This is a genomic window from Pseudomonas sp. GW458-11-26-14-LB4, from assembly GCF_059423925.1.
This window is the reverse complement of the sequence record NZ_JBWKYU010000013.1, coordinates 153488-178130: the sequence shown is the minus strand read 5'-3', so window position 1 is coordinate 178130 and position 24643 is coordinate 153488. Positions and strand designations below refer to the sequence as shown.

Here is a 24643-nt window from a genome sequence, read left to right as displayed (position 1 = left end):
TGTTTCGAGATTGATCATGCAGGATGCAACCCTCCCCCGCCCGGCCCTGCTGGGCATTGACCTTGGCACCACCAACAGTTTGATCGCCGTCTGGCAGGACGGTCAGGCCCGATTGATCCCCAACGCCCTCGGCGAGGTACTGACCCCGTCGGTGGTCAGCCTCGATGAAGACGAGACCATTCTGGTCGGCAAAGCCGCACGCGCACGCCTGACGACCCACCCGGAACGCACCACCGCCGCGTTCAAGCGATTCATGGGCAGCGACCGGCAGATCGAACTCGGCACCAAAACCTTCAGCCCGGAAGAATTGTCGGCACTGGTGCTGGGCTCACTCAAGCAGGACGCCGAAGCCTTTCTCGGTCATCCGGTTTCTGAAGCAGTGATTTCCGTACCGGCGTATTTCAGTGACGAGCAACGCAAACGCACCCTGTTCGCCGCCGAACTGGCGGGCCTGAAGGTCTCCCGACTGATCAACGAGCCAACCGCCGCTGCAATGGCGTATGGCCTGCACGAGCAAAAATTCGAACGCACGCTGATCTTCGATCTGGGCGGCGGGACGTTCGATGTCACGGTGCTGGAATATGCGTTGCCGCTGATTGAAGTGCATGCGTCCACCGGTGACAACTTTTTGGGTGGTGAGGACTTTACCGCTGCACTGCTGAATGCCTGTCTGAAAAGCTGGCAACTGACCCCGTCGATGATTGATCCGCAAGGCATGGCCAGCCTGGGCGATGCCCTGGAACAACTCAAATGCAAACTCGGCGAAGGACCTCAATCGCTGAACTGGCGCCATGCCGACGAACTGTACGAATGGTCGCTGGATGAAGCCGCTGCCGTGAAGATCTGGGAACCGTTGCTGGCACGATTGCGCGCGCCGATCGAACAGGCCCTGCGCGATGCGCGCCTGAAACCACGGGATCTCGACAGTCTGGTGCTGGTCGGTGGGGCAACGCGGATGCCTGCGGTACAACAGTTGGTCGCCACACTGTTCGGACGCCTGCCCTACCGACATCTTGATCCCGACACCCTCGTTGCACTGGGTGCGGCCACGCAAGCGGCCTGCAAGGCGCGCGATGGTGCGATCGAAGAACTGATTCTGACCGATGTCTGCCCGTATACGCTGGGCATCGCAACCATGCGTGGCAAAGGCATCGACGGCGCCTTTTCACCGATCATCGAACGCAACACCATCATCCCGACGTCACGGGTCGAGCGCTACCACACAACCCATCCCCGGCAGGAGCTGCTGCGCATTGCCGTTTATCAGGGTGAGCGGCCGTGGGTACGTGACAACATCCTCATTGACGCTTTCGATGTCACCTTGACGCCCACCGATAACATTCAGGAGTTGGACGTACGCTTCAGTTACGACATCAACGGTTTACTCGAGGTCGACGTCACGCTGCTCCAGACCGGCGAACGCCACAGCCACAGCATCGACCGCAGTCCCACCGGGCTGAATGAACAAGCACGCAGAGACAGCCATAACCGTCTGTCGACGCTGAAGGTCCATCCACGCGACGCATTGCCCAACCGCACACTGCTGGCCCGTCTGGAGCGGGCATGGATGCAAAGTCTGGGCACGCAGCGCGAACACATTGCCGAGTGGCTGCACAACTTCACCACGGTACTCGGCGGACAGCAGCCGGCCGAGATCGCCAGCCACCGCTCAGAGCTCAACAAGGCGCTGGACCAACTGCGCCTCTAACCGTTGAGTCGCCGCAGAGCAGCCTGCAAACCACCGGACAGCATTTCACCACCGCCGCTGTCCGGTGGTGCCCCGTACTGGTTGGGCAACTTGTCACCGGGAAAGCCGAACAGCAGCAGCGGCAGGAAGGGCAAGACCGGCGACAAGGCCATGAATATCAGCAATGTGGGCAGGCCTCGTCCCATATCATGCAAACGGCGCAGAGTGGCGCCGAATAACAGCAGAACACCCAGTAACAGGATCAGAATGCCAAAGAATGTGGTGCCGCTGATCAATCCTGCCACCGGCGTAATCACCGCACATCCCAGGACCTGGGCGATAAAAGCCTTGCGCCCCAGCCGCGACCCCAGGCGCCAGATCGCCCCTGCTGGCACCGGCTGAATATCACTTTTGGCCAACATCAAACGCTCCGACCAGGACAGCAAGGCACACAGCGCCAGGCGCAAGCCGATACTGTTCTTCACGTCATCCTTGCCCTGCTGCAATTGGCGCAGCACTCGCGTTTTCGGCACTCCGGCAGCGCCATAGCGCACCATGGCCTTGAGCGAATCGAGGGCTTCGTATGCCAACAGTTTGTCGACCCCAAAATCCGTCAACACCTTGCGCGGCGGCCACACCGGCTCGCCCTTGATCAAGCCGTCACGAAACCCTTCGAACCAGTCATCCTCGCAACTGACTGCCGCGATGGACTGCAGCAAGGCACGATGCTGCTCGGCGCTCAGGCTCGGGTCGTGATAGAGCACGCCCCAGAACATCAACAGCCCCAACAGATCGTCGCCACACGCAGCGCGGTCGCTCTCGATGCAGGTGTAAAGCAGGGTATTGGCAGGCAATCGGGCGCTGTCGAGTGCCTGCTGCACGCTGAACAATTGCTGCACCAACAAGCCGTGCACCGGATCATTGCCTTGCAGCCAGCCCAGTAAACCGTCGCAATTGCCTTGCTCGCGTTGCAACCGCCGCAACAGTGGCTGCAGTCGACTCAAAGGATGAGCCGGACTGAACGGCAGACGCTCCAGGCACTGCCCATCGATCATTGGCAGCCAGCGCTCCGGCTGATCCAGCAACGCCAGCAAAAACACGGTTTGAACGTGCCACTCCCAGGCAGCCTCGCCCAGCCCCACCGGCGGCAACCCTATCCCGCGACGGCTCAACTGAAGGAGCAGATCGAGCTCGGACAAGTCACAGTCGTCTTTGACGGCGCCCAATTTGAACGCTTCTGCGATGCGCTCCAGGGCGGTGTCACTGTAGGGCCGCAAGCGACGCAGCCACAGACGACAGACCTTGTGCAGCTCGCCTGTTGTCAGTGCCTGCGGCAATTGCTGCGATATTGAATCCGCTTCGCTGAATACGCTCATAGCCTGCGCAATCGGCGCATTCTCCAACCAGCGCAGATGTTGTCCGGCCTGAACTTTGAACCCGCTCAACACCAGGCATTCAAGCGCATCGACCGGGAGCGGCTGATCCAGAATCCGCTGCAGCAAGACCGCATCACCGCGATGCAGCGCCCAGGCATGCCGGTACAGTTGCAGCAGCCTGCTGTCGGCATTCTCACCCAGCAGTTGGGCAAGCAACGGGAGTTCATCGCCTGTCATGCGCCAATCGACAAAACTTTGCGCCAGGCTATCGAGCTTCAACCGTCCAACACCCAACCAACGGTTCAGCGTCTCGGGGCGTTGTGACGGACTGCCGTATACCTGCGCGTCATCCCCGAGATCCGCAGGCCACTCGGAGAAATCGCCCAGACAATCGAACGCCTGAATCAGCAGAGGCAGAAAAGTCGGTTGCCGCTTGGCGCACAATTCCAGCAGACGACTTTCGGCCATAGGATGGCGGAACTCGTTCCACAGCCTGATCCAGCACGGCAATGCCTGATCGTCCCGCCCCAGCAGACTGCTCTGACACGCCAACAGGTAAAGCCAGTCGACGTCATCCGGTGCTTCCAGCTGTTTTTCGACACAGCACTGCAAAAATATCGGTGCACCGATGCCCGCTTGGGTGAACTGCACCAGTAAACGTTTCATGAACACAGCATCATCCGGCAACGGCAGACAGGTGTGCTGGCTGGCGAAGTCGGCGAATTCATGGAGGGGACGCTGGGTGAAAATAAAGTCGAGGCTGCGGGCGTACCAGAGTGTTTCGGTTTGCGCAGCCACTGACCAGGCGCTCATCAGATCGGTATCGAACGGGTCAGGCGTTTCGATTCGCTGCAAAAAGGCTTCCACCCGATGCGCGTCGTTGAATTCCAGATCCAGTAACTGCTGATGCCAGGCCAAACGCTTGGCCAACAAATTCGCGCAGCGGTAAGACAGCGGGCCGGCATCGGCCATCCGGTGGTAGAGCCCCCAACTGAGTTCATCGAGCTGTTCCAGCGACAGCTCATCCAGCGCCCGGACAAATGCCTGCCATGCCCCGACATTGAACCGCCGCGCGGGATCGTCAAGTAATTCGCAGAAATCCACGAACGCCTGCGGGACCTCGACATCCTCCTGCCCTGAATCTTCAGTTTCTTCCTCGGGCGCTTCTTCCTCGCCTTCCCGCGCCAGACGCAACGCGTTTTCGTAGGCCATACGCAGCGCCTGAAAACCTTCCGGATCGGTTTCCGGATGATGCGACGGCAAACGTGCGCGGTAGGCATCACGAATCCGGGTTTCGTCGGAGGTGGGCTCGATGCCCAGGCGAATCCAGCAACTCATGACCAGTCGAACTCCTTGAGCGATGCCGGACGGGGTAACGCATCAATTTCCATGTGCCAGGGCAGGTCGGCCAGAAAGTGCGGGATGTTCTGGGCGAGGCCGCGGGTGATTCGCAGGTTATGAGCACTGTCCCCCTGCCGCTCCAACTCCCAGGCTAACTCGTCGTCGCTTGTGTTCAGGCAGCACCAAAAGCTGCGACCCACAACAAAGCCATTGAAGTAGGACATCCAGTTACCGTAGTGAAACTGCGCCCTGACGGCCAAACGACTGTGCAGCCAGTTGCTTTCGGCCAGATCAATCCACTGATTGCGCACCGCGCAACGTAGGAGAAATCCCATCCGCCCGTAGTCCCAGGACAAAATTCCTCCGGGACCACAACCGCCAAAAGTGCGACTGGCAAACTCATGCAGAACACGCTCGCGAGGGCTCAGCTCTTCGAGCAGGCGTTGCCATTCATTCGGCAGACAACGTTGCCACGCCGAATAGGCGCCACTCAGGTGCTTGGCATGTCCGTCGTCCGTCATCCATTGAAGCATGTCGAACAATTGTCGCCGGTCATCGATTCCCCAGCTGCCTTTCAGGTCGATATAGCGGTCGTCGCAGAAGGCAGGGTCGTCATACCCGGCGCCGGTGTTGAGCGCTGCCATTGGCGCAGAAAGGGCGCACAGCCAGCGCTGTTGAATATCGTCCATGAAAAAAGGCTCCAGGCCGACCGATAAGGATGGGGGTCGGCAAAACTGCGGCGGATTGTAGAGAAACCGCCGCTGGCGGCAAAGTCGAACAGCCATTTTCTTGCGCCCACAAAAAAGGCCCCGACGTATCGGGGCCTTCATTCAGCGGCTTATCGCCCGTTCAGACGATTTGTTTCTGCAAGTGACTCAGTGTTGCAGAGCCGGCTGCGCTCCGTTGATCGGGATACGCTTGGCTTTCGCCTCTTCCGGGATCACGCGCAACAGGTCGATGCTCAACAGACCGTTGCTCAGGCCGGCGGCCTTGATCTCGATGTGATCGGCCAGACGGAAGGACAACTTGAATGCACGCTGGGCAATGCCCTGGTGCAGGAACGTGACGCCTTCGTTGGCATCACGCTTGCCGCCACTGATGGTCAGCACGCCTTTCTCGACTTGCAGTTCCAGGTCTTCTTCCTGGAAACCGGCCGCCGCCACGACGATGCGGTATTGATCGTCACCGTGTTTTTCCACGTTGTAAGGCGGATAGGTGCTGCCTGGCTCGTTGCGCAGAGCGGTTTCGAACAGGTCGTTGAAACGGTCGAAACCCACCGAAGAACGGAACAGTGGAGCGAGGGAAAATGCAGTACTCATGATTCAAATCTCCTGAAAACAATCAGCAAGTTTTTTTGTCTCCGCGACCCGAATTCGGCATCGCGTAACCCTTAGATAGGGACCTGCGTTTTGTTTTCAAGAGATCGTTTGAAGATTTTTTTCAGGCGGCTTCGGCGACCGGCAAACCCAGCAAACGCGAGACCTGATCCGGCTCGGTCTCCCGGCGCAGCACGGTGAAAAGCTCAACGGCTTCGGGATAATTGCGGGTCAACATGGCCAACCACTGCTTCAAACGGCCCGGCGATTGGCGCGCGGTCATTTGTGCTTTGGCTTGCAGCCAGAAGTCCTGGATCAGCGGCATCAGTTCGGTCCAGGTCATCTCGACGACGTCCTCGCCGGCACGGGCGGCGGCGATCTGCCTGGCCAGATCCGGACGCGACACCAGACCACGACCGAGCATGATGTCTTCGACGCCGCTGATTTCCCGGCAGCGGCGCCAGTCTTCGACGCTCCAGATGTCGCCATTGGCAAACACCGGCACCTTGACCACGTCCTGCACGCGCGGGATCCATTCCCAATGCGCTGGCGGCTTGTAGCCGTCGACCTTGGTCCGGGCGTGAACCACGATGTGCTCGGCACCGCCCTCGGCCAGCGCCGTGGCGCAGACCAGCGAGCCGTCCGGGCTGTCGAAACCCAGCCGCATCTTGGCGGTAACCGGAATGTGTGCAGGAACGGCGCGACGCACGTGCTCGACGATCCGGTTGAGCAGCTCCGGCTCCTTGAGCAGTACCGCGCCACCACGGGATTTGTTGACCGTTTTTGCCGGACAACCGAAGTTCAGGTCGATCACTTCAGAACCGAGCTCGCAGGCCAGCGCCGCGTTTTCTGCCAGGCACACCGGATCGGAACCCAGCAATTGCACGCGCAGCGGCACGCCGGAAGCGGTGCGCGCACCGTTGAGCAGTTCAGGGCCGAACTTGTGGAAATAGGCCGGGGTCAGCAACTGATCGTTGACCCGAATGAACTCGGTCACGCACCAGTCAATACCGCCGACACGGGTCAGGACATCGCGCAGGATGTCGTCGACCAACCCTTCCATCGGCGCCAGAGCAATTTGCATGGGAAACACACACTCAAGGAAAAACGTGCGGCAGTTTACTGGGTTTCGCGGGCGAAACCCATGTCCGCCGTCTGTATGGCCGGGCCGTAGCCCTCGATGAACTCGGCGGGCATGCGCCTGGGTTTGCCGGTGGACAGCTCGATGCAGACGAAGGTGGTCTGGGCGCGCAGCAGCGTGGCGTTGTCGCTGGGGCGAATCAGCTGGAAGTGACGAGTCATTTTCAGGCGCTGATCCCAATCGACGATCCAGGTCGCCAGTTGCAGCTCGTCGCCTTCGTAGGCGGCGGCCAGGTAATCGATTTCGTGGCGCACAACGGCCATCGCCCGATCCAGACGCCGGTACTCGACCAGATCCAGACCCAGACGCTGTGAGTGGCGCCAGGCGCAGCGCTCGAGCCAGGTCACGTAGACCGCGTTGTTGGCGTGGCCCAGCCCGTCGATGTCCTCGGCGCCCACTTGCAGATCAATGGTAAACGGCGTTGCCCGATCCCAGCCCATGCCCTACTCCCGGTCAAATGATTCAACCGGGGCAGTGTAACGGATGACTAGGCCGATTGCCGCGCCTGAAGGCTGCGCCCGGCCAGCAGTGATAACACGCCATCAATCACCCGAGGGTCGGCCAGTACGCGTTGATGGCCGCCGGCTTCCAGACGCAGCAAGCGACTGTCGAACCAGGATTCGTGGATCAGTTGGGATTCCTTGACTGAAACGAAAGTGTCGTCTTCGGCATGCACGATCAGGCCCGGTATATCCAGTTGATAGTGGGCGACATCGAGGGTGGCGGCGCGCATGCCGACGTCCTGTTCAACCTCGCGAATGAACGCGGAACGAGCTCTGGGTGGCATGCCGACGTAGCGGGCAAATCCGCGCAAAACACCAAGAATTCGCGCCGGAGCGGCAATGCTCACCAAGGTCTCGGTACGCAACCCCAGTTGCACAGCGAGCATGGCGCTGGCGCCGCCCATGGAGTGGCCGATGACCGCTTGCAGCGGTGGTAATTCGGCAGCGGCCTCAAGCATCGCACGAGCGAACAGCACGACATTGGCTTCACGCCCCGGCGAGCGGCCGTGGGCCGGACCATCAAGCGCGACTACGGTGTAGCCCGCTTCGACCAGCGCAGTGATCAATGCAGCAAACTGGGTGGGCCGCCCTTCCCAACCGTGCATCAGCAAGACAGTCGGGCCTTGCCCCCAACGCAGGGCCGAGAGACCGAAACGCAAGGTAATGCGCTCGGATTTGGCCAGCAGCGGCAATTCCCAGTCCCGCGGTGCATTCGCGCGCGGCGTCATGAACGCCAGCCGCATTTTGCTCGCCACCAGTTTCGGTGCGAACCAGCCCAAGGTGCCATTAACGCCGCGAACCCACTTCAACGTGCTCATCGCTCTCTCCTCGGGCTTGTAGCCTTCAGGTCAACGCACCGCCGACTTGGCAGCGCGCAGCAATCGATCGGATAAATCACCAGGTCCCAACGCCCTTGAGAGCGCCAGACCACCTACCATAAGGGCCACGTCGGCCAACGCTTTATCGATGTCTTCAGGGCTTGAAGCCAACTGCGCAATCATAAGTTCCAGGTGCTCGTTCAGCGCTATGCGGAATTCTTCCGGCAGCCGCCCAAGCTCGCCGATGGAGGCCGGAATCGGGCAGGCCGAATCGCTGGAATCGCGATGTTTGCGCGACAGGTAGAACGCCGCCACCAGGGCGCGGCGCTCTTCACCGGTCAGCTCGCTGTCCATGTCGGCAATCAGGTCGCGACGGCGACCGAGCAATTGCTTGAACGCCTCAAGCATCATTGCGTCCTTGCTTTCGAAGTGGGCGTAGAAGCCACCGACGGTCAGGCCGGCTGCACCCATCACTTCGCCCACGCTCGGTTCAGCCGGGCCGCGCTGGATCAGTGCAGCGCTGGCGGCCTTGAGAATGCGTTCGCGGGTTTGAGCTTTCTTGTCGTTCATCGTCGCCTCCGAATATTACGATAGCAATATTATTCTCATAATAATATTCCGCAAGTCACAAGCGTGACCGCTGGTCTGAAGCACAGTGTTAAGGAAAAAGAGGATTTGGCCAAACGCCAGACAAACAAAAGGGCCATTCAATAATTGAATGACCCTTATAAAATCCCGCAGAGCGGGTAATCGTGGCGTCCCCTAGGGGACTCGAACCCCTGTTACCGCCGTGAAAGGGCGGTGTCCTAGGCCACTAGACGAAGGGGACACAAACCTTCTATACAACTGATCAGCGCTGAGTACTGATCGATTCAAGGCCGGTGTGGCCAGACCTTGAACTGTAAATTGGTGGAGCTAAGCGGGATCGAACCGCTGACCTCCTGCATGCCATGCAGGCGCTCTCCCAGCTGAGCTATAGCCCCGGATTTTTCGCCTCTCGGCGGAGCGACATCTTGCAACATCGCTTCTGTAAAACTGGCGTCCCCTAGGGGACTCGAACCCCTGTTACCGCCGTGAAAGGGCGGTGTCCTAGGCCACTAGACGAAGGGGACGCAAACCCTTCTATACAACTGATCAACGCTGAGTGTTGATCGCTTCGAAGCCGGTGTGGCCAGGCTTCGAAGTTTAAATTGGTGGAGCTAGACGGGATCGAACCGTCGACCTCTTGCATGCCATGCAAGCGCTCTCCCAGCTGAGCTATAGCCCCTCATCGTTGATGTCATCGCTGAGGACGGGGCGAATCTTAAGGGCGTATCGAAAGGCTGTCAAACTTATTTTTGAAAAAAATCAAAATTTTTTGTCGGCATTACAATCACTTACCGCCCTCCCCCCGTAAATTCGGGGGAAAACACCGAAGGACAGGATCAAAAGATCCTGACCTTCGGTGCGTCCTGCAGAGTCAAACGCAATCAGGCGATGGCGCCCAACAGCTTTTCCCACTCTTTGTTTTCTTTCTTCGACACACCGCCCAGCAGGTCAATTGCCTGGCGCAGACGGAAACGGGTCAGGTCCGGCCCGAGGATTTCCATCGCATCGAGCACCGACACCGAACTCGCCTGCCCGGTGATCGCGGCAAACATCAGCGGCATTGCATCACGCAGCTTCAGCTCGAGGGATTCGACCACCGCCTGAATCGTCGCGGTGATGCTGTCTTTCTCCCACTGACGCAGGCTTTCCAGCTTCCACAGGATCAACTGCATCAGTTGACGAACCTGATCGCCCGAAAGCTTTTTCGATTCGAACAGCTTGGCATCCGGATTCACGCCACCGGCGAAGAAGAACCCGGCCAGCGGTGCAACCTGGCTGAAGGTTTCGACACGGCCCTGAACGTGCGGCGCGATCTTCATCATGTATTCGGAATTGAACGCCCACTTCTGCACGCGAGCGGCGAACTCTTCCACCGGCAGATCACGCAGCCACTGGCCGTTGAGCCACGACAGTTTCTCGATGTCGAAGATCGGACCGCCCAGCGACACACGCTTGAGGTCAAAGTTGTCGACCATTTCCTGCAGCGAGAACTTCTCGCGCTCGTCCGGCATCGACCAGCCCATGCGGCCCAAGTAGTTGAGCATCGCCTCAGGCATGAAGCCCATACGCTCGTAGAACGTCACCGAAGTCGGGTTCTTGCGTTTGGACAGCTTGCTCTTGTCCGGGTTACGCAGCAGCGGCATGTAGCACAGCTCCGGTTGTTCCCAGCCGAAGTACTCGTAGAGCAGGATCAGTTTCGGCGCCGACGGCAGCCATTCTTCACCGCGCAGCACGTGGGTGATACCCATCAGGTGATCGTCAACCACGTTGGCCAGGAAGTACGTCGGCAGACCGTCGGTCTTCATCAGCACTTGCATGTCCATGCGATCCCACGGGATCTCGACGTCGCCACGCAGCATGTCCGGAACCACGCAGACGCCTTCGCTCGGCACCTTCATGCGGATCACGTGCGGCTCGCCGGCAGCCAGGCGACGGGCGACTTCTTCCTTGGACAGCAGCAGCGCACGGCCGTCGTAACGCGGGGTTTCGCCGCGTGCCATTTGCTCGGCGCGCATCTGGTCCAGCTCTTCGGCGGTGCAGAAGCACGGGAAGGCGTGGCCCATGTCGACCAGTTGCTGGCAATACTTCTGGTAGATATCGCCGCGCTCGCTCTGACGGTACGGGCCGTGCGGGCCGCCAACGTCAGGGCCTTCGCTCCAGTCGATACCCAGCCAGCGCAGGGCGTCGAAGATCTGCTGTTCAGACTCGCGGGTCGAACGCAACTGATCGGTGTCTTCGATCCGCAGGATGAACTCACCGCCGTGCTGCTTGGCAAAGCAGTAGTTGAACAGTGCGATGTAAGCGGTACCTACGTGGGGATCCCCGGTAGGCGATGGCGCGATGCGAGTGCGGACGGTGGTCATGGCATGTCTCGAAAAGAATGAAAAGCAAAGAACGATCAAGCGGCGAATGGTAACAGGCGACACCCGCCCCGCTCCAGCGGGCAGGGCATTTAAGCCAAGGTTGCGTCTGGAACGCCCGCTGGCCGTGGTGAATGGCCGAATATCAACAAACGGCATTTACCGCTCATCGGCTGTATGCCAGATTCGCCTGCTGATAACTTTCCTTACAATTCCTCGACTACAGTTTGCCCATGCCTGCCCAACTCAAGCGTCGCCTGTTCATTTTCCTGTTGCTGGTCCTGCTGATTGCCGGGGGCTTTTTCGCCCATTGGTTTTTCAAGGGACGCTTTTATGAAAGCACCGACAACGCCTATGTCCAGGGTGAAATTACCCGCGTGTCGAGCCAGTTGAGCGCGCGCATCGAGGAAGTGCTCGTGCAGGACAACCAGCACGTGGAAAAAGGCCAGTTGCTGATCCGTCTCGAACCGAATGATTTCCGCCTCGCCGTCGATCGCGCCAATGCCGCCCTCGCCACCCGCGAAGCCGAACGCCTGCAGGCTCAGAGCAAATTGACTCAGCAATCGAGCCTGATCGCCGCCAGCGAAGCGCAGGTCGCCACTACCCAGGCGACGCTCGGGCGCTCGCAGATGGATCTGTCGCGGGCAGAAACCCTGCGCAAACCCGGCTACGTCTCCGAGGAGCGGGTCACCACCCTCTCCGCCGACGCCCACATCGCCCGCTCGCAAGTGGCCAAGGCCCAGGCCGATGCCCAGAGCCAGCGCCAGCAGGTCAACGCACTGACCGCCGAAATCAAACGCCTCGACGCGCAGATCGCCAACGCCCGCGCCGACCTCGCCCAGGCCGAACTGAACCTGACCCGCAGCGAAATCCACGCGCCGATCAGCGGCCTGATCGGCCAGCGTGCCGCGCGCAATGGTCAGGTGGTACAGGCCGGCGCGTATCTTTTGTCGATCGTTCCGGACGAGGACATCTGGGTGCAGGCCAACTTCAAGGAAACCCAGATCGGCCACATGCAGCCGGGTCAGAAGGCCGAACTGCTCTTCGACGCCTATGGCGATACGCCGATTGAGGCCCGGGTCGACAGCCTGTTCGCCGCCTCTGGCGCGCAGTTCAGCCTGTTGCCGCCGGACAACGCCACCGGCAACTTCACCAAGGTCGTGCAGCGGATTCCGGTCAAGCTGACCTTCAAGGCCGATAACCCGCTGCACGGCAAGATCCGTCCGGGCATGTCCGTCACCGCCACCGTGAACATCAAAGACGCCCCTGACAATGGCCGGTGATTCACTGATCCGCCCGGTCGGCGAACCGACCCGGCGGGACTGGATCGCGGTGATGAGCGTAATGCTCGGCGCCTTCATGGCGGTGCTCGACATCCAGATCACCAACTCCTCGCTCAAGGATATTCAGGGCGCCCTGTCGGCGACCCTTGAAGAAGGCTCGTGGATTTCGACGTCTTATCTGGTGGCGGAAATCATCATGATTCCGCTGACGGCGTGGCTGGTGCAGTTGCTGTCGGCCCGACGGCTGGCAGTGTGGGTGTCGCTGGGGTTTCTGATTTCGTCGCTGTTGTGCTCGATGGCCTGGAGCCTGGAGAGCATGATCGTGTTTCGCGCCATGCAGGGATTCACCGGCGGTGCGCTGATCCCGCTGGCTTTCACCCTGACCCTGATCAAGCTCCCGGAACACCACCGGGCCAAAGGCATGGCAATGTTCGCCATGACCGCCACCTTCGCCCCGTCCATCGGCCCGACCCTCGGCGGCTGGCTCACGGAAAACTGGGGCTGGGAGTACATCTTCTATATCAACATCCCGCCGGGGCTGATCATGATCGCCGGGCTGATGTACGGGCTGGAGAAGAAAGAAGCGCATTGGGAGCTGCTGAAAAGCACCGATTACACCGGCATTCTCACCCTGGGTGTCGGCCTCGGTTGCCTGCAGGTGTTTCTTGAAGAAGGTCATCGCAAGGACTGGCTGGAATCGAGCCTGATCGTGACGCTGGGCAGCATCGCCCTGCTGAGCCTGATCACCTTCGTAATCGTGCAGATTTCCAAGCCCAATCCGCTGATCAACCTCGGCATTCTGCGCAATCGCAACTTCGGGCTGTCGAGTATTTCCAGCCTCGGCATGGGCGTCGGGCTGTACGGTTCGATCTATCTGCTGCCGCTGTATCTGGCGCAGATCCAGAACTACAACGCCTTGCAGATCGGCGAAGTGATCATGTGGATGGGCGTGCCGCAGCTGTTCCTGATTCCGCTGGTGCCGAAGCTGATGAAATTCGTCTCGCCGAAATGGCTGTGCACGATCGGTTTCGGCCTGTTCGGGCTGGCGAGTTTTTCCTCCGGCGTGCTCAACCCGGATTTCGCCGGGCCGCAGTTCAACCAGATCCAGATCATCCGCGCGCTGGGCCAGCCGCTGATCATGGTGACCATTTCGCTGATCGCCACGGCTTATATCCTGCCGCAGGACGCGGGTTCGGCGTCGAGCCTTTTCAACATCCTGCGCAACCTCGGCGGCGCCATCGGCATCGCCCTGCTCGCCACCCTGCTGGACGCGCGCACCAAGACCTACTTCGATTACCTGCGCGAAGCGGTGGTGCCGACCAATCCGCAGGTGGCCGAACGCCTGGCGTCGATGACCGATCGTTTCGGCAGTGACACGGCGGCGTTGGGCAAGTTGAGCGAGATCGTGCATCAGCAGGCGCTGATCATGGCCTACAACGATGCGTTTCATTTTGTCGGGATTGCGCTGGGCATCAGCATGTTTGCGATTTTGCTGACCAAGAAATTGCCCGCCGGACTGAAGGCCGGCGAGGCACATTAACCTTGAGCGGACGCAGAGCGTCCAGGGCTGCATTCCCACGCAGAGCGTGGGAACGATCCGTTAAACGGCCAACAGCCGCTCACGCAGCTTGGCGATTTCGTCGCGCATCTGTGCTGCCGCTTCGAATTCCAGGTCGCGGGCCAGCTGGTACATCTTCTCTTCCAGTTGGCGAATGCGTTTGGTGATCTCGCTCGGCGAGCGCAATTCGGCTTCGTACTTGGCGTTCTCTTCGGCGGCCTTGGCCATGCCTTTGCGCTTCTTGCTGCGCGAGCCGGGCACGGTGGCGCCTTCCATGATGTCGGCGACGTCCTTGAACACGCCCTTCGGCGTGATGCCGTTGGCCAGGTTGAAGGCGATCTGCTTGTCGCGACGGCGCTCGGTCTCGCCAATCGCCCGCTCCATCGAACCAGTGATCCGGTCCGCGTAGAGAATCGCCCGGCCATTGAGGTTACGCGCAGCCCGGCCGATGGTCTGGATCAGCGAGCGCTCGGAACGCAGGAAGCCTTCCTTGTCCGCATCGAGAATCGCCACCAGCGACACTTCCGGCATGTCCAGACCTTCACGCAGCAGGTTGATCCCCACCAACACATCGAACGTGCCCAAACGCAGGTCGCGGATGATTTCGACCCGCTCGACGGTGTCGATGTCCGAGTGCAGATAACGCACGCGCACGCCGTGATCGGCCAGGTAATCGGTCAGGTCTTCGGCCATGCGCTTGGTCAGCGTGGTGACCAGCACTCGCTCCTCCACCGCCACGCGCTTGGTGATTTCCGACAATAGATCGTCGACCTGAGTCAGCGCCGGGCGCACTTCAACCTGCGGGTCGACCAGACCGGTCGGGCGCACAACCTGTTCGATCACCCGACCGGCGTGTTCGGCTTCGTAGTTGCCGGGCGTGGCCGAGACGAAAATCGTCTGTGGGCTCACTCCTTCCCACTCGTCGAAGCGCATCGGCCGGTTGTCCAGTGCCGATGGCAGGCGGAAGCCGTATTCAACCAGGGTTTCCTTACGCGAACGGTCGCCCTTATACATCGCGCCGACTTGCGGCACGCTGACGTGGGATTCGTCGATTACCAGCAGCGCATCCGCCGGCAGGTAATCGTAGAGCGTTGGCGGCGCAGCGCCGGCCGGACGACCCGACAGATAGCGCGAGTAGTTTTCGATGCCGTTGCAGTAGCCGAGCTCGAGGATCATCTCCAGGTCGAACCGGGTGCGCTGCTCAAGACGCTGGGCTTCCACCAATTTGTTGTTGTTGCGCAGATACTCGAGGCGCTCCTGCAACTCGACCTTGATCCCTTCGATGGCGTCGAGCAGGGTTTCCCGCGGCGTCACGTAGTGGCTCTTCGGATAGAAGGTGAAGCGCGGCAGCTTGCGGATGACTTCACCGGTCAGCGGGTCGAACGCGGAAATGCTTTCCACCTCGTCATCGAACAACTCGATGCGGATCGCTTCAAGGTCGGATTCCGCCGGGTAGATGTCGATCACATCGCCGCGCACCCGGAAGGTCGCACGGGCGAAATCCATGTCATTGCGGGTGTATTGCAGGTCGGCCAGGCGCCGCACCAGCGCACGCTGGTCGAGCTTGTCGCCGCGATCGACATGCAAGACCATTTTCAAATAGGTTTCCGGGCTGCCCAGACCGTAGATGCACGACACCGTGGTGACGATGATCGCGTCCTTGCGCTCGAGCAATGCCTTGGTCGCTGACAGACGCATCTGCTCGATGTGGTCGTTGATCGACGCATCCTTCTCGATGAAGGTGTCGGACGACGGCACATAGGCTTCGGGCTGGTAGTAGTCGTAGTAGGAAACGAAGTACTCGACGGCGTTGTTCGGGAAGAACGACTTGAACTCGCCGTACAACTGCGCGGCCAAGGTCTTGTTCGGCGCCAGCACCAACGTCGGACGCTGCACCTGGGCGATCACGTTGGCGATGCTGAAGGTCTTGCCCGACCCGGTCACCCCGAGCAGCGTCTGGTGCGACAGCCCGGCTTCGATGCCTTCGACCATCAGGCGAATGGCTTCAGGCTGATCGCCGGCAGGGTCGAAACGGGTGACGAGCTGGAATTCAGACATAAACACCTCTGGAATCGCGATGCGGCGGGTAACCGCAGCACCACGAGAAAGACCGCAAACGACCGATGTCGCGCAAGGAAAAACGAAGATTGTGCTGAATGTGGAGCCGATTGCCTCGCCTTTCAAGGCAAACGTCCTACATCCGGTAAAGTCTCCGACAAGCTCATTCGACTAACGGTCGAGAAATAATCGGAAAAACTTACCTTAAAAGCCGATTCGCCTGTCGCCATTGATCGATGATGGCCTCTATACTAGCTCCCCGTTTGTGCACCGCTCTAGTGCATTCGGCTGGAGCGCCACACGTCCCTCCACTCTCCAATAGAGCTGCCGTAAAAATGAGCCTGTTCTCCGCTGTCGAAATGGCACCCCGCGATCCAATCCTGGGCCTCAACGAAGCATTCAACGCCGATACCCGGACCAATAAGGTCAACCTTGGGGTGGGTGTGTACTGCAACGAAGAGGGGCGAATTCCACTCCTGCGCGCCGTCATCGAAGCCGAAACAATTCGCGCCGCTCAGCACGCCTCGCGCGGCTACCTGCCAATCGACGGCATCGCGGCCTACGACCAGGCCGTGCAAAAGCTGCTGTTCGGCAATGATTCGCCACTGCTTGCAGCTGGCCGCGTTGTCACCACTCAGGCCGTCGGCGGGACCGGCGCACTGAAAATCGGTGCCGACTTCCTCAAGCAATTGCTGCCGAATGCCGTTGTAGCGATCAGCGACCCGAGCTGGGAAAACCACCGCGCCCTGTTCGAAACCGCCGGTTTCCCGGTGCAGAACTACCGCTACTACGACGCCGCCACCCACGACGTGAACCGTGCCGGCCTGCTGGAAGACCTCAACGCCCTGCCGAACGGCTCGATCGTCGTGCTGCACGCCTGCTGCCACAACCCGACCGGCGTCGACCTGAGCCCGGCGGACTGGAACAACGTGCTGGAAGCGGTCAAGACCAAAGGTCACGTGCCGTTCCTCGATATGGCTTACCAGGGTTTCGGTGACGGCATCGCCGAAGACGCCGCTGCCGTGCGTCTGTTTGCTGAATCCGGCCTGACCTTCTTCGTCTCGAGCTCGTTCTCCAAGTCGTTCTCGCTGTATGGCGAGCGTGTCGGTGCACTGTCGATCATCAGCGAATCGAAAGAAGAAAGCGCCCGCGTCCTGTCGCAAGTCAAACGCGTGATCCGCACCAACTACTCCAACCCGCCGACCCACGGCGCAAGCATCGTTGCCGCTGTGCTGAACAGCCCGGAACTGCGCGCTCAGTGGGAAGCCGAACTGGCTGAAATGCGCCTGCGCATTCGCGGCATGCGCGAGCAGATGGTTGCTCTGCTGGCGAAGAAAGCCCCGCAGCGTGACTTCAGCTTCGTCGGTCGTCAGCGCGGCATGTTCTCCTACTCCGGCCTGACCACCGAACAGGTTCACCGCCTGCGCAATGAGTTCGGCATCTACGCCCTGGACACCGGCCGCATCTGCGTCGCCGCGCTGAACCAGAGCAACATCGAAGCCGTGACGGACGCCATCGTTCAGGTCATCTGACCCGACGCGGCACTAAAAACGGGAAGCTTTCGGGCTTCCCGTTTTTTATTTGTCTAAAGAAAAACCGATACACCCTCTAGACTGCACCCAAACGATATTTCAGAGAGACGACATGAAAAACGATGACCTGCGCGCCGACCGCGACGATCTGGATGACTTCATCCCCCGCGCCCCGGCCAAACGCGGCAACAACCTGGTGCTGCAAGTCGCGGCCGGGGTGTTTCTCGGCGGGCTGGCGCTGTGGCTGGTGCAACTGGGCGCAACGATGCTGTACGCCAAACTGATGCTCGGCACCTTCACGTTCGGCGGTTAAGCCAGTTCCGCTGCACGCTGAGTCGCCGCATCGTCATAAACGACGTAGAGCGATTCGGCGATCTGGCTCTTGATGGCCTTGGTGCTTTCCAGACCGAGGACAAAACCTTCGGCCTTGCCGCCTGCACGGTTCAGCTCTTCAGCCGTGGCGGCCTGAGTGATCGCGTCGAAAAGCTTTTCGGCGTGTGTACCGACGCCTTTGGGCAGGCTGATTTGTGCGGTGCTCATGCGAACACCTCGACAGGACGATGAGTGAGGATGGGGCTATTCATGGCGCGTACCTTTTCGGCGAATGGCCGGCAGCGCGTGTGACCACTTCCGGGCGGCCATGGTAGACCTCTGCTACGGTTCTGGTAACCGCCAATCGCCGATAAACCGCCGCCCGTCCTGACCTTTCCAACAAATTTACATCTCGCGCTTGACTAGTCTTTTTAAATCAGTAACATACGCACCAATTCCGCAATAGCTCAGTTGGTAGAGCAAGTGACTGTTAATCACTGGGTCCCTGGTTCGAGTCCAGGTTGTGGAGCCAAATACAGAGCCCCTGAATCGAGAGATTCAGGGGCTTTTTTGTGGGCATTGAAAAAGTCAGCGCCATAAAAAGGGCCGATCAGTTTCGCAACTGATCGGCCCTTTTCATTCAACTACAACGGTCAGACGTGCTCGCTGCTCTTGGCATGTACCTTCGGCACGCCGTGACCGTGATCCGCATCCGGATCGATCACCGGCACTTCATTGCCGTCGCAGTCATGCAGTTTGCCGTCGCTGAAGTAGTCGCCTTCACGCAACGCTGCCAGATCGCGATAACGCAGGGTCCGCTCTTCTGCCGCCGCAAACACCGACTGCTGATCCGAGTTACCCGCCGTGAAGTGGTTGAATACCAGGTTCAGCAGGATCGCCATGATTGCCGACGAGCTGATGCCCGAATGGAAAATGGTCGCGAACCAGCTCGGGAAGTGATCGTAGAAGTTCGGCGCGGCAATCGGGATCATGCCGAAGCCGATCGAGGTGGCGACGATGATCAGGTTGACGTTGTTGCGGTAATCGACCTTGGACAGCGTGCGAATACCACTCGCCGCCACGGTGCCGAACAGCACGATACCGGCACCGCCGAGTACCGAGGTCGGCACCGCTGCGATGACCCGGCCCATGAACGGCAGCAGGCCGAGAATCACCAGGAAAATACCGCCGGTCGCCACCACATAGCGGCTCTTGATCCCGGTCACCGCCACCAGCCCGACGTTCTGGGCGAAGGCGCTCTGGGTGAACGAGCCGAAGATCGGCGCGAACATGCTCGACAGCATGTCCGCCCGCAGGCCGTTGCCCAGGCGTTTGGAGTCGACCTTGGTGCCGATGATTTCACCGACCGCCAGGATGTCCGCCGAGGTTTCCACCAGGGTCACCATGACCACGATGCACATCGACAGGATCGCGGCGAAGTGGAAGGTCGGCATGCCGAAATGGAACGGCGTCGGGAAGCCGAACATCGGGCCCTGGGTGACGTTGGAGAAATCCGCCATGCCGAGGAACACCGCCAGCACCGTGCCGATCACCATGGCCAACAGGATCGAAAGACGCGAGATGGTGGAACTGCCGACCTTGCTCAGCAGCAACACCAGCACCAGCGTGACCGCCGCCAGACCGATGTTCTGCATGCTGCCGAAGTCAGGCGCGTGGCTGTTGCCGCCCATGGCCCAGCGTGCGGCCACCGGCATCAGCGTCAGGCCGATGGTAGTGATCACGATGCCGGTAACAAGCGGAGGAAAGAACTTGGTGATTCGCGAAAAAACCGGCGTGATCAGCAAACCGATCAACGACGCGGCTATCACTGCGCCGAGCACCGACTGGAAGCCGCCCTCCCCGCCACTGCTGACAATCGCCACCATGGTGGCAACGCCGGAGAACGACACGCCCTGCACCAGCGGCAACTGACAGCCGAAAAACGGTAAACCCAGGGTTTGCAGCAACGTGGCCAGCCCCCCCGCAAACAATGAAGCAGCAATCAACAGACCGATGTCCGCCGGCGAAAGCCCGGCGGCCTGACCGATGATCAGTGGCACCGCGACGATACCGCCATACATGGTCAGAACGTGTTGCAGGCCGTAAGCCATATTCGCGCCGACCCCGAGATTCTCGTCCTCGGGCCGTTGGTGTGAAACATGGGGCGTTTTCATGGTGGGGGAGTTCCCTGGTTTTTGTTATGCGCACACTGTATGCAAGAGTCAGGACAAATGTCCATAGACTTGTATACAACTTATCAGTCACATAATGGTTAGCTAGCCACCCAACCTTCTATCTCGCTGCTTTCATCCCACAAATTCGGCAACACATCCCCAATCGAGTCCACGCTTTATCCGCCCAAGCTGAAGTGTTCATGGCAACCGACGGCGCGGTCGCGTTCTTTTTATACATATAAAGTATGCATAATGAAGTCATTCAAGATTCGGTCCGATAAAAGCAAGAATGCTGCCAACGCATTCGAGCCCAGCGAGCGATGGCAACTTTGTGCAGAGGTGATCAATGAAAGATGAATACAATTTCAGCGACGGTAAACGCGGCGCCATTGCTCCCACCAAGGGTAAAACGCGCATCACCATCATGCTCGATGACGCGGTGATCGAAGCCGCGCGCGAGGTCGCTGAAAGCGAGGGGTTTGGCTATCAGACGGTAATCAACAACACCCTGCGCCACGCATTGCTTAACAGCCGTGACGCTACCGAGGAACTCGAACATTCCAGCGGGCCATTCAAGCAAGGCATCACCGCCACCGACCTCAAGAGCCTTGAGAAAAAACTGTCGGCGGCCGTGAACGAGATCCGGCGGGTACTGGAACCGGACGTCAAACCGTAGCGTTCAAACTGGCTGAATCAAGCGCGCCAGAGCCTCTCGTGCACCGGGCTGGTGCGGCAAGCGCAGGCCGAATTCCCGTTCCAGCAATTCGATCAGTTCATCGACATCCGTCACTTCACGCCGCTCGCTCTCGGCGCCCATGCGATGGATCGCGAAACTGCCGTTGTTCAGTGTGCGCCGCCAGCCGTCGCCGGTACGCGCAACCATCAGGCGCTGAGCAAATGGCGAGTCCGGGTGGGTCGAGACGTACCAGTTGCCGAGGGTGTAATCGATGTCTTCCTGGCGTTGCAGGTCGAACAGGTACATCGGCCGCCATTCGCCGGCGACTTTGGCTCGCAGCATGTAACCATCCGCCTGCACTTCGATGCGATACGGTTCGTGCGGCGTGGATTGCTCGGCGTCGGTATCGAGCACCAGCGGTGCGGTCGGCACCATGCCACCGAAGCCGACGTCGGTGATGTAGCGCACGTCGTCAATGGTCACCAGGCTCAAGCGGTGAGTGCGCGCCGTCCAGCTGCCCTCGGGCTGATTCATGACCACGCGCCCGCTGATCCCCCGCGCATCGAACCCCAGCTCCAGCAGCAAGGCCAGAAACAGGTTGTTCAGCTCGTAGCAGTAACCGCCACGGGCGTCATTAAAAACTTTGCGTTCGATGGACGGCAGATCGATCAGGACGGGCTCGCCACTCAGCGTCGACAGGTTTTCGAATGGAAAGGCGCCGGTATGGCGCAGTTGCAACAGGCGCAGGGTTTCGAGGGTCGGTGCCGGGGGCGCATCGAATCCCAGGCGTTGCAGGTACTGTTTCAGATTCGTCAGGCGTGGCTCGCTCATGGCTGGGTCCTTCTGCATGGGGGCGCGGATCGTTCCGCCGATGGTCGCCATGTATACGGGATCCGGGCATCGAATCGACAATTGAATTAACCAATCACCTGCTAGCGCCTTTTACGCGAATCGATGCGAATCCACGTCGGCGCGTGGTCGCTGGCATGCGGTTCGTTGCGCACCCAGGCATCCACACCGGCCTCGTGCAGATAAGGGCTCAGCTTTGGATTGAGCAGCAGATGGTCGATCCGCAGCCCGGAGTTCTTCTGCCAGTGCTGACGGAAATAATCCCAGAAGGTATACAGCCGATCTTCGGGATACAGATGCCGCAAAGAGTCCGTCCAACCCTGATCCAGCAGGCGCTGATAGCACTCGCGGCTCTCCGGTTGCAACAACGCATCCTTGAGCCAGGAACGGGTGTTGTAGATATCCAGATCGGTAGGCACCACGTTGTAATCGCCGGCCAGTACCACCGGATGATCGCTGCTTTGCAAATCCCGGGCGTATTTGATCAGGCGTTCGAACCAGGCCAGTTTGTAGTCGAACTTCGGCCCCGGTTGCGGGTTGCCATTGGGCAGGTACAGGCACCCCACCAACACCCCGTGCACCGCCGCCTCGAGGTAGCGGCTGTGTTTATCGTCGGGATCGCCGGGCAGGCCGCGCCGGCTCTCCAGCGGTTGCGTATCACGGGCAAGAATCGCCACGCCGTTCCATGACGCCTGTCCGTGCCAGATGGCGCCATAACCGGCGGCCTCCAGATCGGCGGCAGGAAACGCGCTGTCCACCAGTTTCAGCTCCTGCAAGCAGACGATGTCCGGCTGCTCGCGCCTGAGCCACTCCAGCAGGTTCGGCAGTCGGGCCCGCAAGCCGTTGACGTTGAACGTGGCAATGCGCATTTTTTTCATCGTCCGGATTCCTGCCATTGACCGATAAAAACTGTGACATCCACCCACCGCGACGGTTGCGTCGGATCCTTCCCGTACGGCGTAATAAGCCATCGCCCGATCGCCGAGAATCTCCACATGCAAACCACGCTGCAAGGCCAGGGCATCATCCTGCGCCCGCTTCAATACTCCGACGCCGATGCCCTGCTCCGCGCTGCCGCCGACGGTGAACTGTGGAATCTCACGGTCACCGTGGTGCCGTCAGCCTCTACCGTCGACGCTTACCTGAAGAAAGCCCTCGACGGCCGTGAGGCTGGGACGGTCATGCCGTTTGTCATCGTGCTGAAGGAAACCGGCGAAGTGATCGGCTCGACCCGCTTCTGGAAGATCGACCCGCTCAACCGCAAGCTGGAGATCGGCAGCAGCTGGATTTCGGGACGTTTTCAGTAAACCTTCGTTAACACCGAAGCCAAGTACCTGATGCTGCGCCACGCCTTCGAGGTGCTCGATTGCGTGCGGGTGCAGTTCACCACCGACGAAAACAACCAGAAGTCGCGCAATGCGATCCTGCGGCTCGGCGCGCAGCAGGAAGGCATCGTCCGCCACGAACGCATCATGCCGGACGGCCGCAAGCGCAACTCGGTACGCTTCAGCATCATCGATGACGAATGGCCGCAAGTGCGCGTGAACCTGGAACGCAAACTCGCGGATTACGGCCTGCGCTGAACGGTCAGACGCGATTGCGCAGCCATTGCAGGAAGCCTTTCTTCGGCGCCGCTACCGGCGTTTCTTCGGTCAGGGATTGCGCCTTGTGCAGACGGAAATCGAGCAGCGCCTGCATCGCGTCGTTGATGTCGTGACGGGCGTCCAGGCACGGCTTGAGATAAGACTTTTCGATGCGGTACAGCGCACAGAAAGTCTTGGCGGAGAAGTCGGCCGGCAATGATGTATCGGACAGAATCCCCGCCTCGCCGATCACTTCGCCCGGGCCCATCCGCCCGGACTCGAACGGTGTGCCGTGGCGTTTGAGCGTCACCGAGACCACGCCGGACTCGATGATGAACAGGTGATCGCTGACCTCGCCGCCCGCGAGGATCACCTCGCCGGCACGGAAAGTCTGCAGGGTCATGTTCTGGCTGAAGGTTTCCTTCTCCTCCTGACGCAGCGTGGAGAAAATCGGCGAGCTGTCGAGCAACGCCCGTGGCCTTGAGAGATTGCTCGGCACGCCAGGCTCATCGCTCGACAGCAGATTGACCCCGGACGCCTGCAGGTGCCGGAACGCCAGGTCGAACAGCTGATTGCGCACCACACGTTTTTCGCTCATCGAGGCGACAAACCCGCTGATTTCATATTCGGTGCCGGCACTGCTGGAGTTCTTCAGCGCAACGCTCGGCGCGGGGCTCTCCAGCAATTGGCGGCAACCCTGCATCGCCCGCTCCAGGGCATCAATCACCGAGCTGGGCCGAGCATGGGGACTGACCTGCACGCTGACGGCAACCCCGAACATATTGCTCGGCCGGCTGAAGTTGATGATCTTGGCCTTGGCCGCCAGCGAGTTGGGAATCACCGCCATGCTGCCCTGACTGGTTTGCAGCCGCGTGGCGCGCCAGTCGATGTCGGTGACCCGGCCTTCGGTGCCGTCGATGGAGATCCAGTCATCCAGTTGATAAGGCTTGGTGGTGTTGAGCACGATCCCGGAAAACACGTCGCTCAAAGTGCTCTGCAACGCCAGACCGACGATGATCGCCAACGCCCCGGACGTCGCCAGCACGCCTTTGACCGGCAGGTCCAGCACGTAGGCCAGCGCCGCGATGATCGCAATCAGGAAGATCACCGCGCCCAGCAGATCCTGCAACAGCCGCCCGGTGTGCCCGACCCGCTGCATCATCACCGCGCCGATCAACACCGTCAGGGTCCGCGCGCCGAACAGCCACCAGCCAATCTGCAACCCGGTCGCCGCCAGGTGCAACGGCACGTTGTCGGCCCACGGCGCCGGCTCCATCGGATTGAGCCCTTCGTTGAACAGCAAAATGCTGAACAGGGCAAAAATCAGCACCCGCACCAACAGTTTCCACGAACTGCCGTGGGAGCTGATCAGACGCCACAGACCGAGATCGATCAGGATCAGGATCAAGGCGCAAAACAACGGATGATCGGTGAGCAGAGACAGCATCAAACAACTCCGACAGGGGCCAGTCGCGAGAAGATCGCACA

At 60.1% G+C, this 24643-nt stretch carries 20 protein-coding genes, 5 tRNA genes and 1 pseudogene; 8 read left to right on the top strand and 18 right to left on the bottom strand.

From position 1 onward, the window contains the following. The first annotated feature begins 16 nt into the window (after window positions 1-16). Entirely contained in the window at window positions 17-1708 is a 1692-nt protein-coding gene (locus AC07XZ_RS18620; RefSeq protein WP_102687004.1) for a molecular chaperone HscC, read from the top strand. On the opposite strand, the gene AC07XZ_RS18615 is transcribed toward AC07XZ_RS18620, so the two are convergent. The 12 genes from AC07XZ_RS18615 to gltX form a co-directional block, all read right to left on the bottom strand. Further along, window positions 1705-4401, bottom strand: coding sequence for a J domain-containing protein (locus AC07XZ_RS18615; RefSeq protein WP_102687003.1), 2697 nt, complete (start codon window positions 4399-4401; stop codon window positions 1705-1707). The genes AC07XZ_RS18620 and AC07XZ_RS18615 overlap by 4 nt on opposite strands. Further along, window positions 4398-5093, bottom strand: a complete 696-nt coding sequence (locus tag AC07XZ_RS18610; protein WP_102687002.1) for a DUF1266 domain-containing protein — start codon at window positions 5091-5093, stop codon at window positions 4398-4400. Before AC07XZ_RS18610 ends, AC07XZ_RS18615 begins: the two co-directional genes overlap by 4 nt. 186 nt (window positions 5094-5279) lie before the next feature. Continuing rightward, window positions 5280-5723 carry an Hsp20 family protein gene (locus tag AC07XZ_RS18605; RefSeq protein ID WP_011333344.1) on the bottom strand — a complete coding sequence of 148 codons (444 nt, stop codon included), beginning with the start codon at window positions 5721-5723 and terminating at the stop codon, window positions 5280-5282. A gap of 121 nt (window positions 5724-5844) precedes the next feature. Beyond that, window positions 5845-6804 carry a tRNA dihydrouridine synthase gene (locus AC07XZ_RS18600; protein WP_085747839.1) on the bottom strand — a complete coding sequence of 320 codons (960 nt, stop codon included), beginning with the start codon at window positions 6802-6804 and terminating at the stop codon, window positions 5845-5847. 35 nt (window positions 6805-6839) lie between these two features. After that, window positions 6840-7301, bottom strand: a complete 462-nt coding sequence (locus AC07XZ_RS18595) for an acyl-CoA thioesterase (RefSeq protein ID WP_102687001.1) — start codon at window positions 7299-7301, stop codon at window positions 6840-6842. A 47-nt stretch (window positions 7302-7348) separates the two neighbouring features. After that, complete coding sequence (locus tag AC07XZ_RS18590; RefSeq protein ID WP_102687000.1) at window positions 7349-8182, bottom strand: alpha/beta fold hydrolase; 834 nt, start codon at window positions 8180-8182, stop codon at window positions 7349-7351. A 30-nt stretch (window positions 8183-8212) separates the two neighbouring features. Beyond that, a complete protein-coding gene (locus AC07XZ_RS18585) occupies window positions 8213-8752 on the bottom strand; it encodes a TetR/AcrR family transcriptional regulator (RefSeq protein WP_007956432.1) in 540 nt (179 codons plus the stop codon). Window positions 8753-8935: 183 nt separating this feature from the next. Beyond that, window positions 8936-9011, bottom strand: a tRNA-Glu gene (locus tag AC07XZ_RS18580). Between the two features lie 78 nt (window positions 9012-9089). After that, a tRNA-Ala gene (locus tag AC07XZ_RS18575) sits at window positions 9090-9165 on the bottom strand. Between the two features lie 53 nt (window positions 9166-9218). Then, window positions 9219-9294, bottom strand: a tRNA-Glu gene (locus tag AC07XZ_RS18570). 79 nt (window positions 9295-9373) lie between these two features. Beyond that, window positions 9374-9449, bottom strand: a tRNA-Ala gene (locus tag AC07XZ_RS18565). 202 nt (window positions 9450-9651) lie between these two features. After that, window positions 9652-11133, bottom strand: coding sequence for a glutamate--tRNA ligase (gene gltX / locus AC07XZ_RS18560; protein ID WP_007956429.1), 1482 nt, complete (start codon window positions 11131-11133; stop codon window positions 9652-9654). A gap of 230 nt (window positions 11134-11363) precedes the next feature. Between gltX and AC07XZ_RS18555 the strand changes: the two genes are divergently transcribed. Together AC07XZ_RS18555 and AC07XZ_RS18550 are read left to right on the top strand one after the other, a co-directional pair. Beyond that, window positions 11364-12413, top strand: coding sequence for an HlyD family secretion protein (locus tag AC07XZ_RS18555; RefSeq protein ID WP_102686999.1), 1050 nt, complete (start codon window positions 11364-11366; stop codon window positions 12411-12413). Continuing rightward, window positions 12403-13953, top strand: a complete 1551-nt coding sequence (locus AC07XZ_RS18550) for an MDR family MFS transporter (RefSeq protein ID WP_102686998.1) — start codon at window positions 12403-12405, stop codon at window positions 13951-13953. Before AC07XZ_RS18555 ends, AC07XZ_RS18550 begins: the two co-directional genes overlap by 11 nt. A 60-nt stretch (window positions 13954-14013) precedes the next feature. Here AC07XZ_RS18550 and uvrB read toward each other — a convergent pair whose 3' ends face one another. After that, on the bottom strand, window positions 14014-16029 hold the full coding sequence (gene uvrB, locus AC07XZ_RS18545; protein ID WP_011333338.1) for an excinuclease ABC subunit UvrB: 2016 nt from the start codon (window positions 16027-16029) through the stop codon (window positions 14014-14016). Between the two features lie 335 nt (window positions 16030-16364). Here uvrB and AC07XZ_RS18540 point away from each other — a divergent pair, with 335 nt between their 5' ends. Next, window positions 16365-17561: an amino acid aminotransferase gene (locus AC07XZ_RS18540; protein WP_102686997.1), complete on the top strand. Its 1197-nt coding sequence runs from the start codon at window positions 16365-16367 to the stop codon at window positions 17559-17561. A gap of 112 nt (window positions 17562-17673) precedes the next feature. Beyond that, a complete protein-coding gene (locus AC07XZ_RS18535) occupies window positions 17674-17874 on the top strand; it encodes a hypothetical protein (protein ID WP_007956421.1) in 201 nt (66 codons plus the stop codon). Here the strand turns inward: AC07XZ_RS18535 and AC07XZ_RS18530 are convergent. After that, window positions 17871-18101 carry a hypothetical protein gene (locus AC07XZ_RS18530; RefSeq protein WP_102686996.1) on the bottom strand — a complete coding sequence of 77 codons (231 nt, stop codon included), beginning with the start codon at window positions 18099-18101 and terminating at the stop codon, window positions 17871-17873. The genes AC07XZ_RS18535 and AC07XZ_RS18530 overlap by 4 nt on opposite strands. Before the next feature lie 228 nt (window positions 18102-18329). Between AC07XZ_RS18530 and AC07XZ_RS18525 the strand changes: the two genes are divergently transcribed. Next, window positions 18330-18405, top strand: a tRNA-Asn gene (locus AC07XZ_RS18525). A 121-nt stretch (window positions 18406-18526) separates the two neighbouring features. On the opposite strand, the gene AC07XZ_RS18520 is transcribed toward AC07XZ_RS18525, so the two are convergent. Next, window positions 18527-20047, bottom strand: coding sequence for a nucleobase:cation symporter-2 family protein (locus tag AC07XZ_RS18520; RefSeq protein WP_102686995.1), 1521 nt, complete (start codon window positions 20045-20047; stop codon window positions 18527-18529). Between the two features lie 346 nt (window positions 20048-20393). Here AC07XZ_RS18520 and AC07XZ_RS18515 point away from each other — a divergent pair, with 346 nt between their 5' ends. Further along, window positions 20394-20723, top strand: a complete 330-nt coding sequence (locus AC07XZ_RS18515; RefSeq protein ID WP_102686994.1) for a BrnA antitoxin family protein — start codon at window positions 20394-20396, stop codon at window positions 20721-20723. A gap of 3 nt (window positions 20724-20726) precedes the next feature. Here the strand turns inward: AC07XZ_RS18515 and AC07XZ_RS18510 are convergent, their stop codons facing one another. Further along, on the bottom strand, window positions 20727-21554 hold the full coding sequence (locus tag AC07XZ_RS18510) for an arylamine N-acetyltransferase family protein (protein ID WP_102686993.1): 828 nt from the start codon (window positions 21552-21554) through the stop codon (window positions 20727-20729). A gap of 101 nt (window positions 21555-21655) precedes the next feature. After that, window positions 21656-22450 (bottom strand): exodeoxyribonuclease III, encoded by a 795-nt coding sequence (locus AC07XZ_RS18505; protein WP_102686992.1) that lies wholly within the window; start codon window positions 22448-22450, stop codon window positions 21656-21658. A gap of 117 nt (window positions 22451-22567) precedes the next feature. On the opposite strand from AC07XZ_RS18505, the pseudogene AC07XZ_RS18500 reads away from it, so the two are divergent. Continuing rightward, window positions 22568-23155, top strand: a pseudogene (locus AC07XZ_RS18500) (GNAT family N-acetyltransferase). A gap of 4 nt (window positions 23156-23159) precedes the next feature. Here AC07XZ_RS18500 and AC07XZ_RS18495 read toward each other — a convergent pair. Beyond that, complete coding sequence (locus AC07XZ_RS18495; RefSeq protein ID WP_102686991.1) at window positions 23160-24602, bottom strand: mechanosensitive ion channel family protein; 1443 nt, start codon at window positions 24600-24602, stop codon at window positions 23160-23162. Window positions 24603-24643: the final 41 nt, after the last annotated feature.

Excerpts from the sequence above, each read along its gene's own strand:
- AC07XZ_RS18620 (WP_102687004.1), top strand. The coding sequence starts at position 17 with ATGCAGGATGCAACCCTCCCCCGCCCGGCCCTGCTGGGCATTGACCTT.
- AC07XZ_RS18615 (WP_102687003.1), bottom strand. The coding sequence starts at position 4,401 with ATGAGTTGCTGGATTCGCCTGGGCATCGAGCCCACCTCCGACGAAACC.
- AC07XZ_RS18610 (WP_102687002.1), bottom strand. The coding sequence starts at position 5,093 with ATGGACGATATTCAACAGCGCTGGCTGTGCGCCCTTTCTGCGCCAATG.
- AC07XZ_RS18605 (WP_011333344.1), bottom strand. The coding sequence starts at position 5,723 with ATGAGTACTGCATTTTCCCTCGCTCCACTGTTCCGTTCTTCGGTGGGT.
- AC07XZ_RS18600 (WP_085747839.1), bottom strand. The coding sequence starts at position 6,804 with ATGCAAATTGCTCTGGCGCCGATGGAAGGGTTGGTCGACGACATCCTG.
- AC07XZ_RS18595 (WP_102687001.1), bottom strand. The coding sequence starts at position 7,301 with ATGGGCTGGGATCGGGCAACGCCGTTTACCATTGATCTGCAAGTGGGC.
- AC07XZ_RS18590 (WP_102687000.1), bottom strand. The coding sequence starts at position 8,182 with ATGAGCACGTTGAAGTGGGTTCGCGGCGTTAATGGCACCTTGGGCTGG.
- AC07XZ_RS18585 (WP_007956432.1), bottom strand. The coding sequence starts at position 8,752 with ATGAACGACAAGAAAGCTCAAACCCGCGAACGCATTCTCAAGGCCGCC.
- gltX (WP_007956429.1), bottom strand. The coding sequence starts at position 11,133 with ATGACCACCGTCCGCACTCGCATCGCGCCATCGCCTACCGGGGATCCC.
- AC07XZ_RS18555 (WP_102686999.1), top strand. The coding sequence starts at position 11,364 with ATGCCTGCCCAACTCAAGCGTCGCCTGTTCATTTTCCTGTTGCTGGTC.
- AC07XZ_RS18550 (WP_102686998.1), top strand. The coding sequence starts at position 12,403 with ATGGCCGGTGATTCACTGATCCGCCCGGTCGGCGAACCGACCCGGCGG.
- uvrB (WP_011333338.1), bottom strand. The coding sequence starts at position 16,029 with ATGTCTGAATTCCAGCTCGTCACCCGTTTCGACCCTGCCGGCGATCAG.
- AC07XZ_RS18540 (WP_102686997.1), top strand. The coding sequence starts at position 16,365 with ATGAGCCTGTTCTCCGCTGTCGAAATGGCACCCCGCGATCCAATCCTG.
- AC07XZ_RS18535 (WP_007956421.1), top strand. The coding sequence starts at position 17,674 with ATGAAAAACGATGACCTGCGCGCCGACCGCGACGATCTGGATGACTTC.
- AC07XZ_RS18530 (WP_102686996.1), bottom strand. The coding sequence starts at position 18,101 with ATGAGCACCGCACAAATCAGCCTGCCCAAAGGCGTCGGTACACACGCC.
- AC07XZ_RS18520 (WP_102686995.1), bottom strand. The coding sequence starts at position 20,047 with ATGAAAACGCCCCATGTTTCACACCAACGGCCCGAGGACGAGAATCTC.
- AC07XZ_RS18515 (WP_102686994.1), top strand. The coding sequence starts at position 20,394 with ATGAAAGATGAATACAATTTCAGCGACGGTAAACGCGGCGCCATTGCT.
- AC07XZ_RS18510 (WP_102686993.1), bottom strand. The coding sequence starts at position 21,554 with ATGAGCGAGCCACGCCTGACGAATCTGAAACAGTACCTGCAACGCCTG.
- AC07XZ_RS18505 (WP_102686992.1), bottom strand. The coding sequence starts at position 22,450 with ATGAAAAAAATGCGCATTGCCACGTTCAACGTCAACGGCTTGCGGGCC.
- AC07XZ_RS18495 (WP_102686991.1), bottom strand. The coding sequence starts at position 24,602 with ATGCTGTCTCTGCTCACCGATCATCCGTTGTTTTGCGCCTTGATCCTG.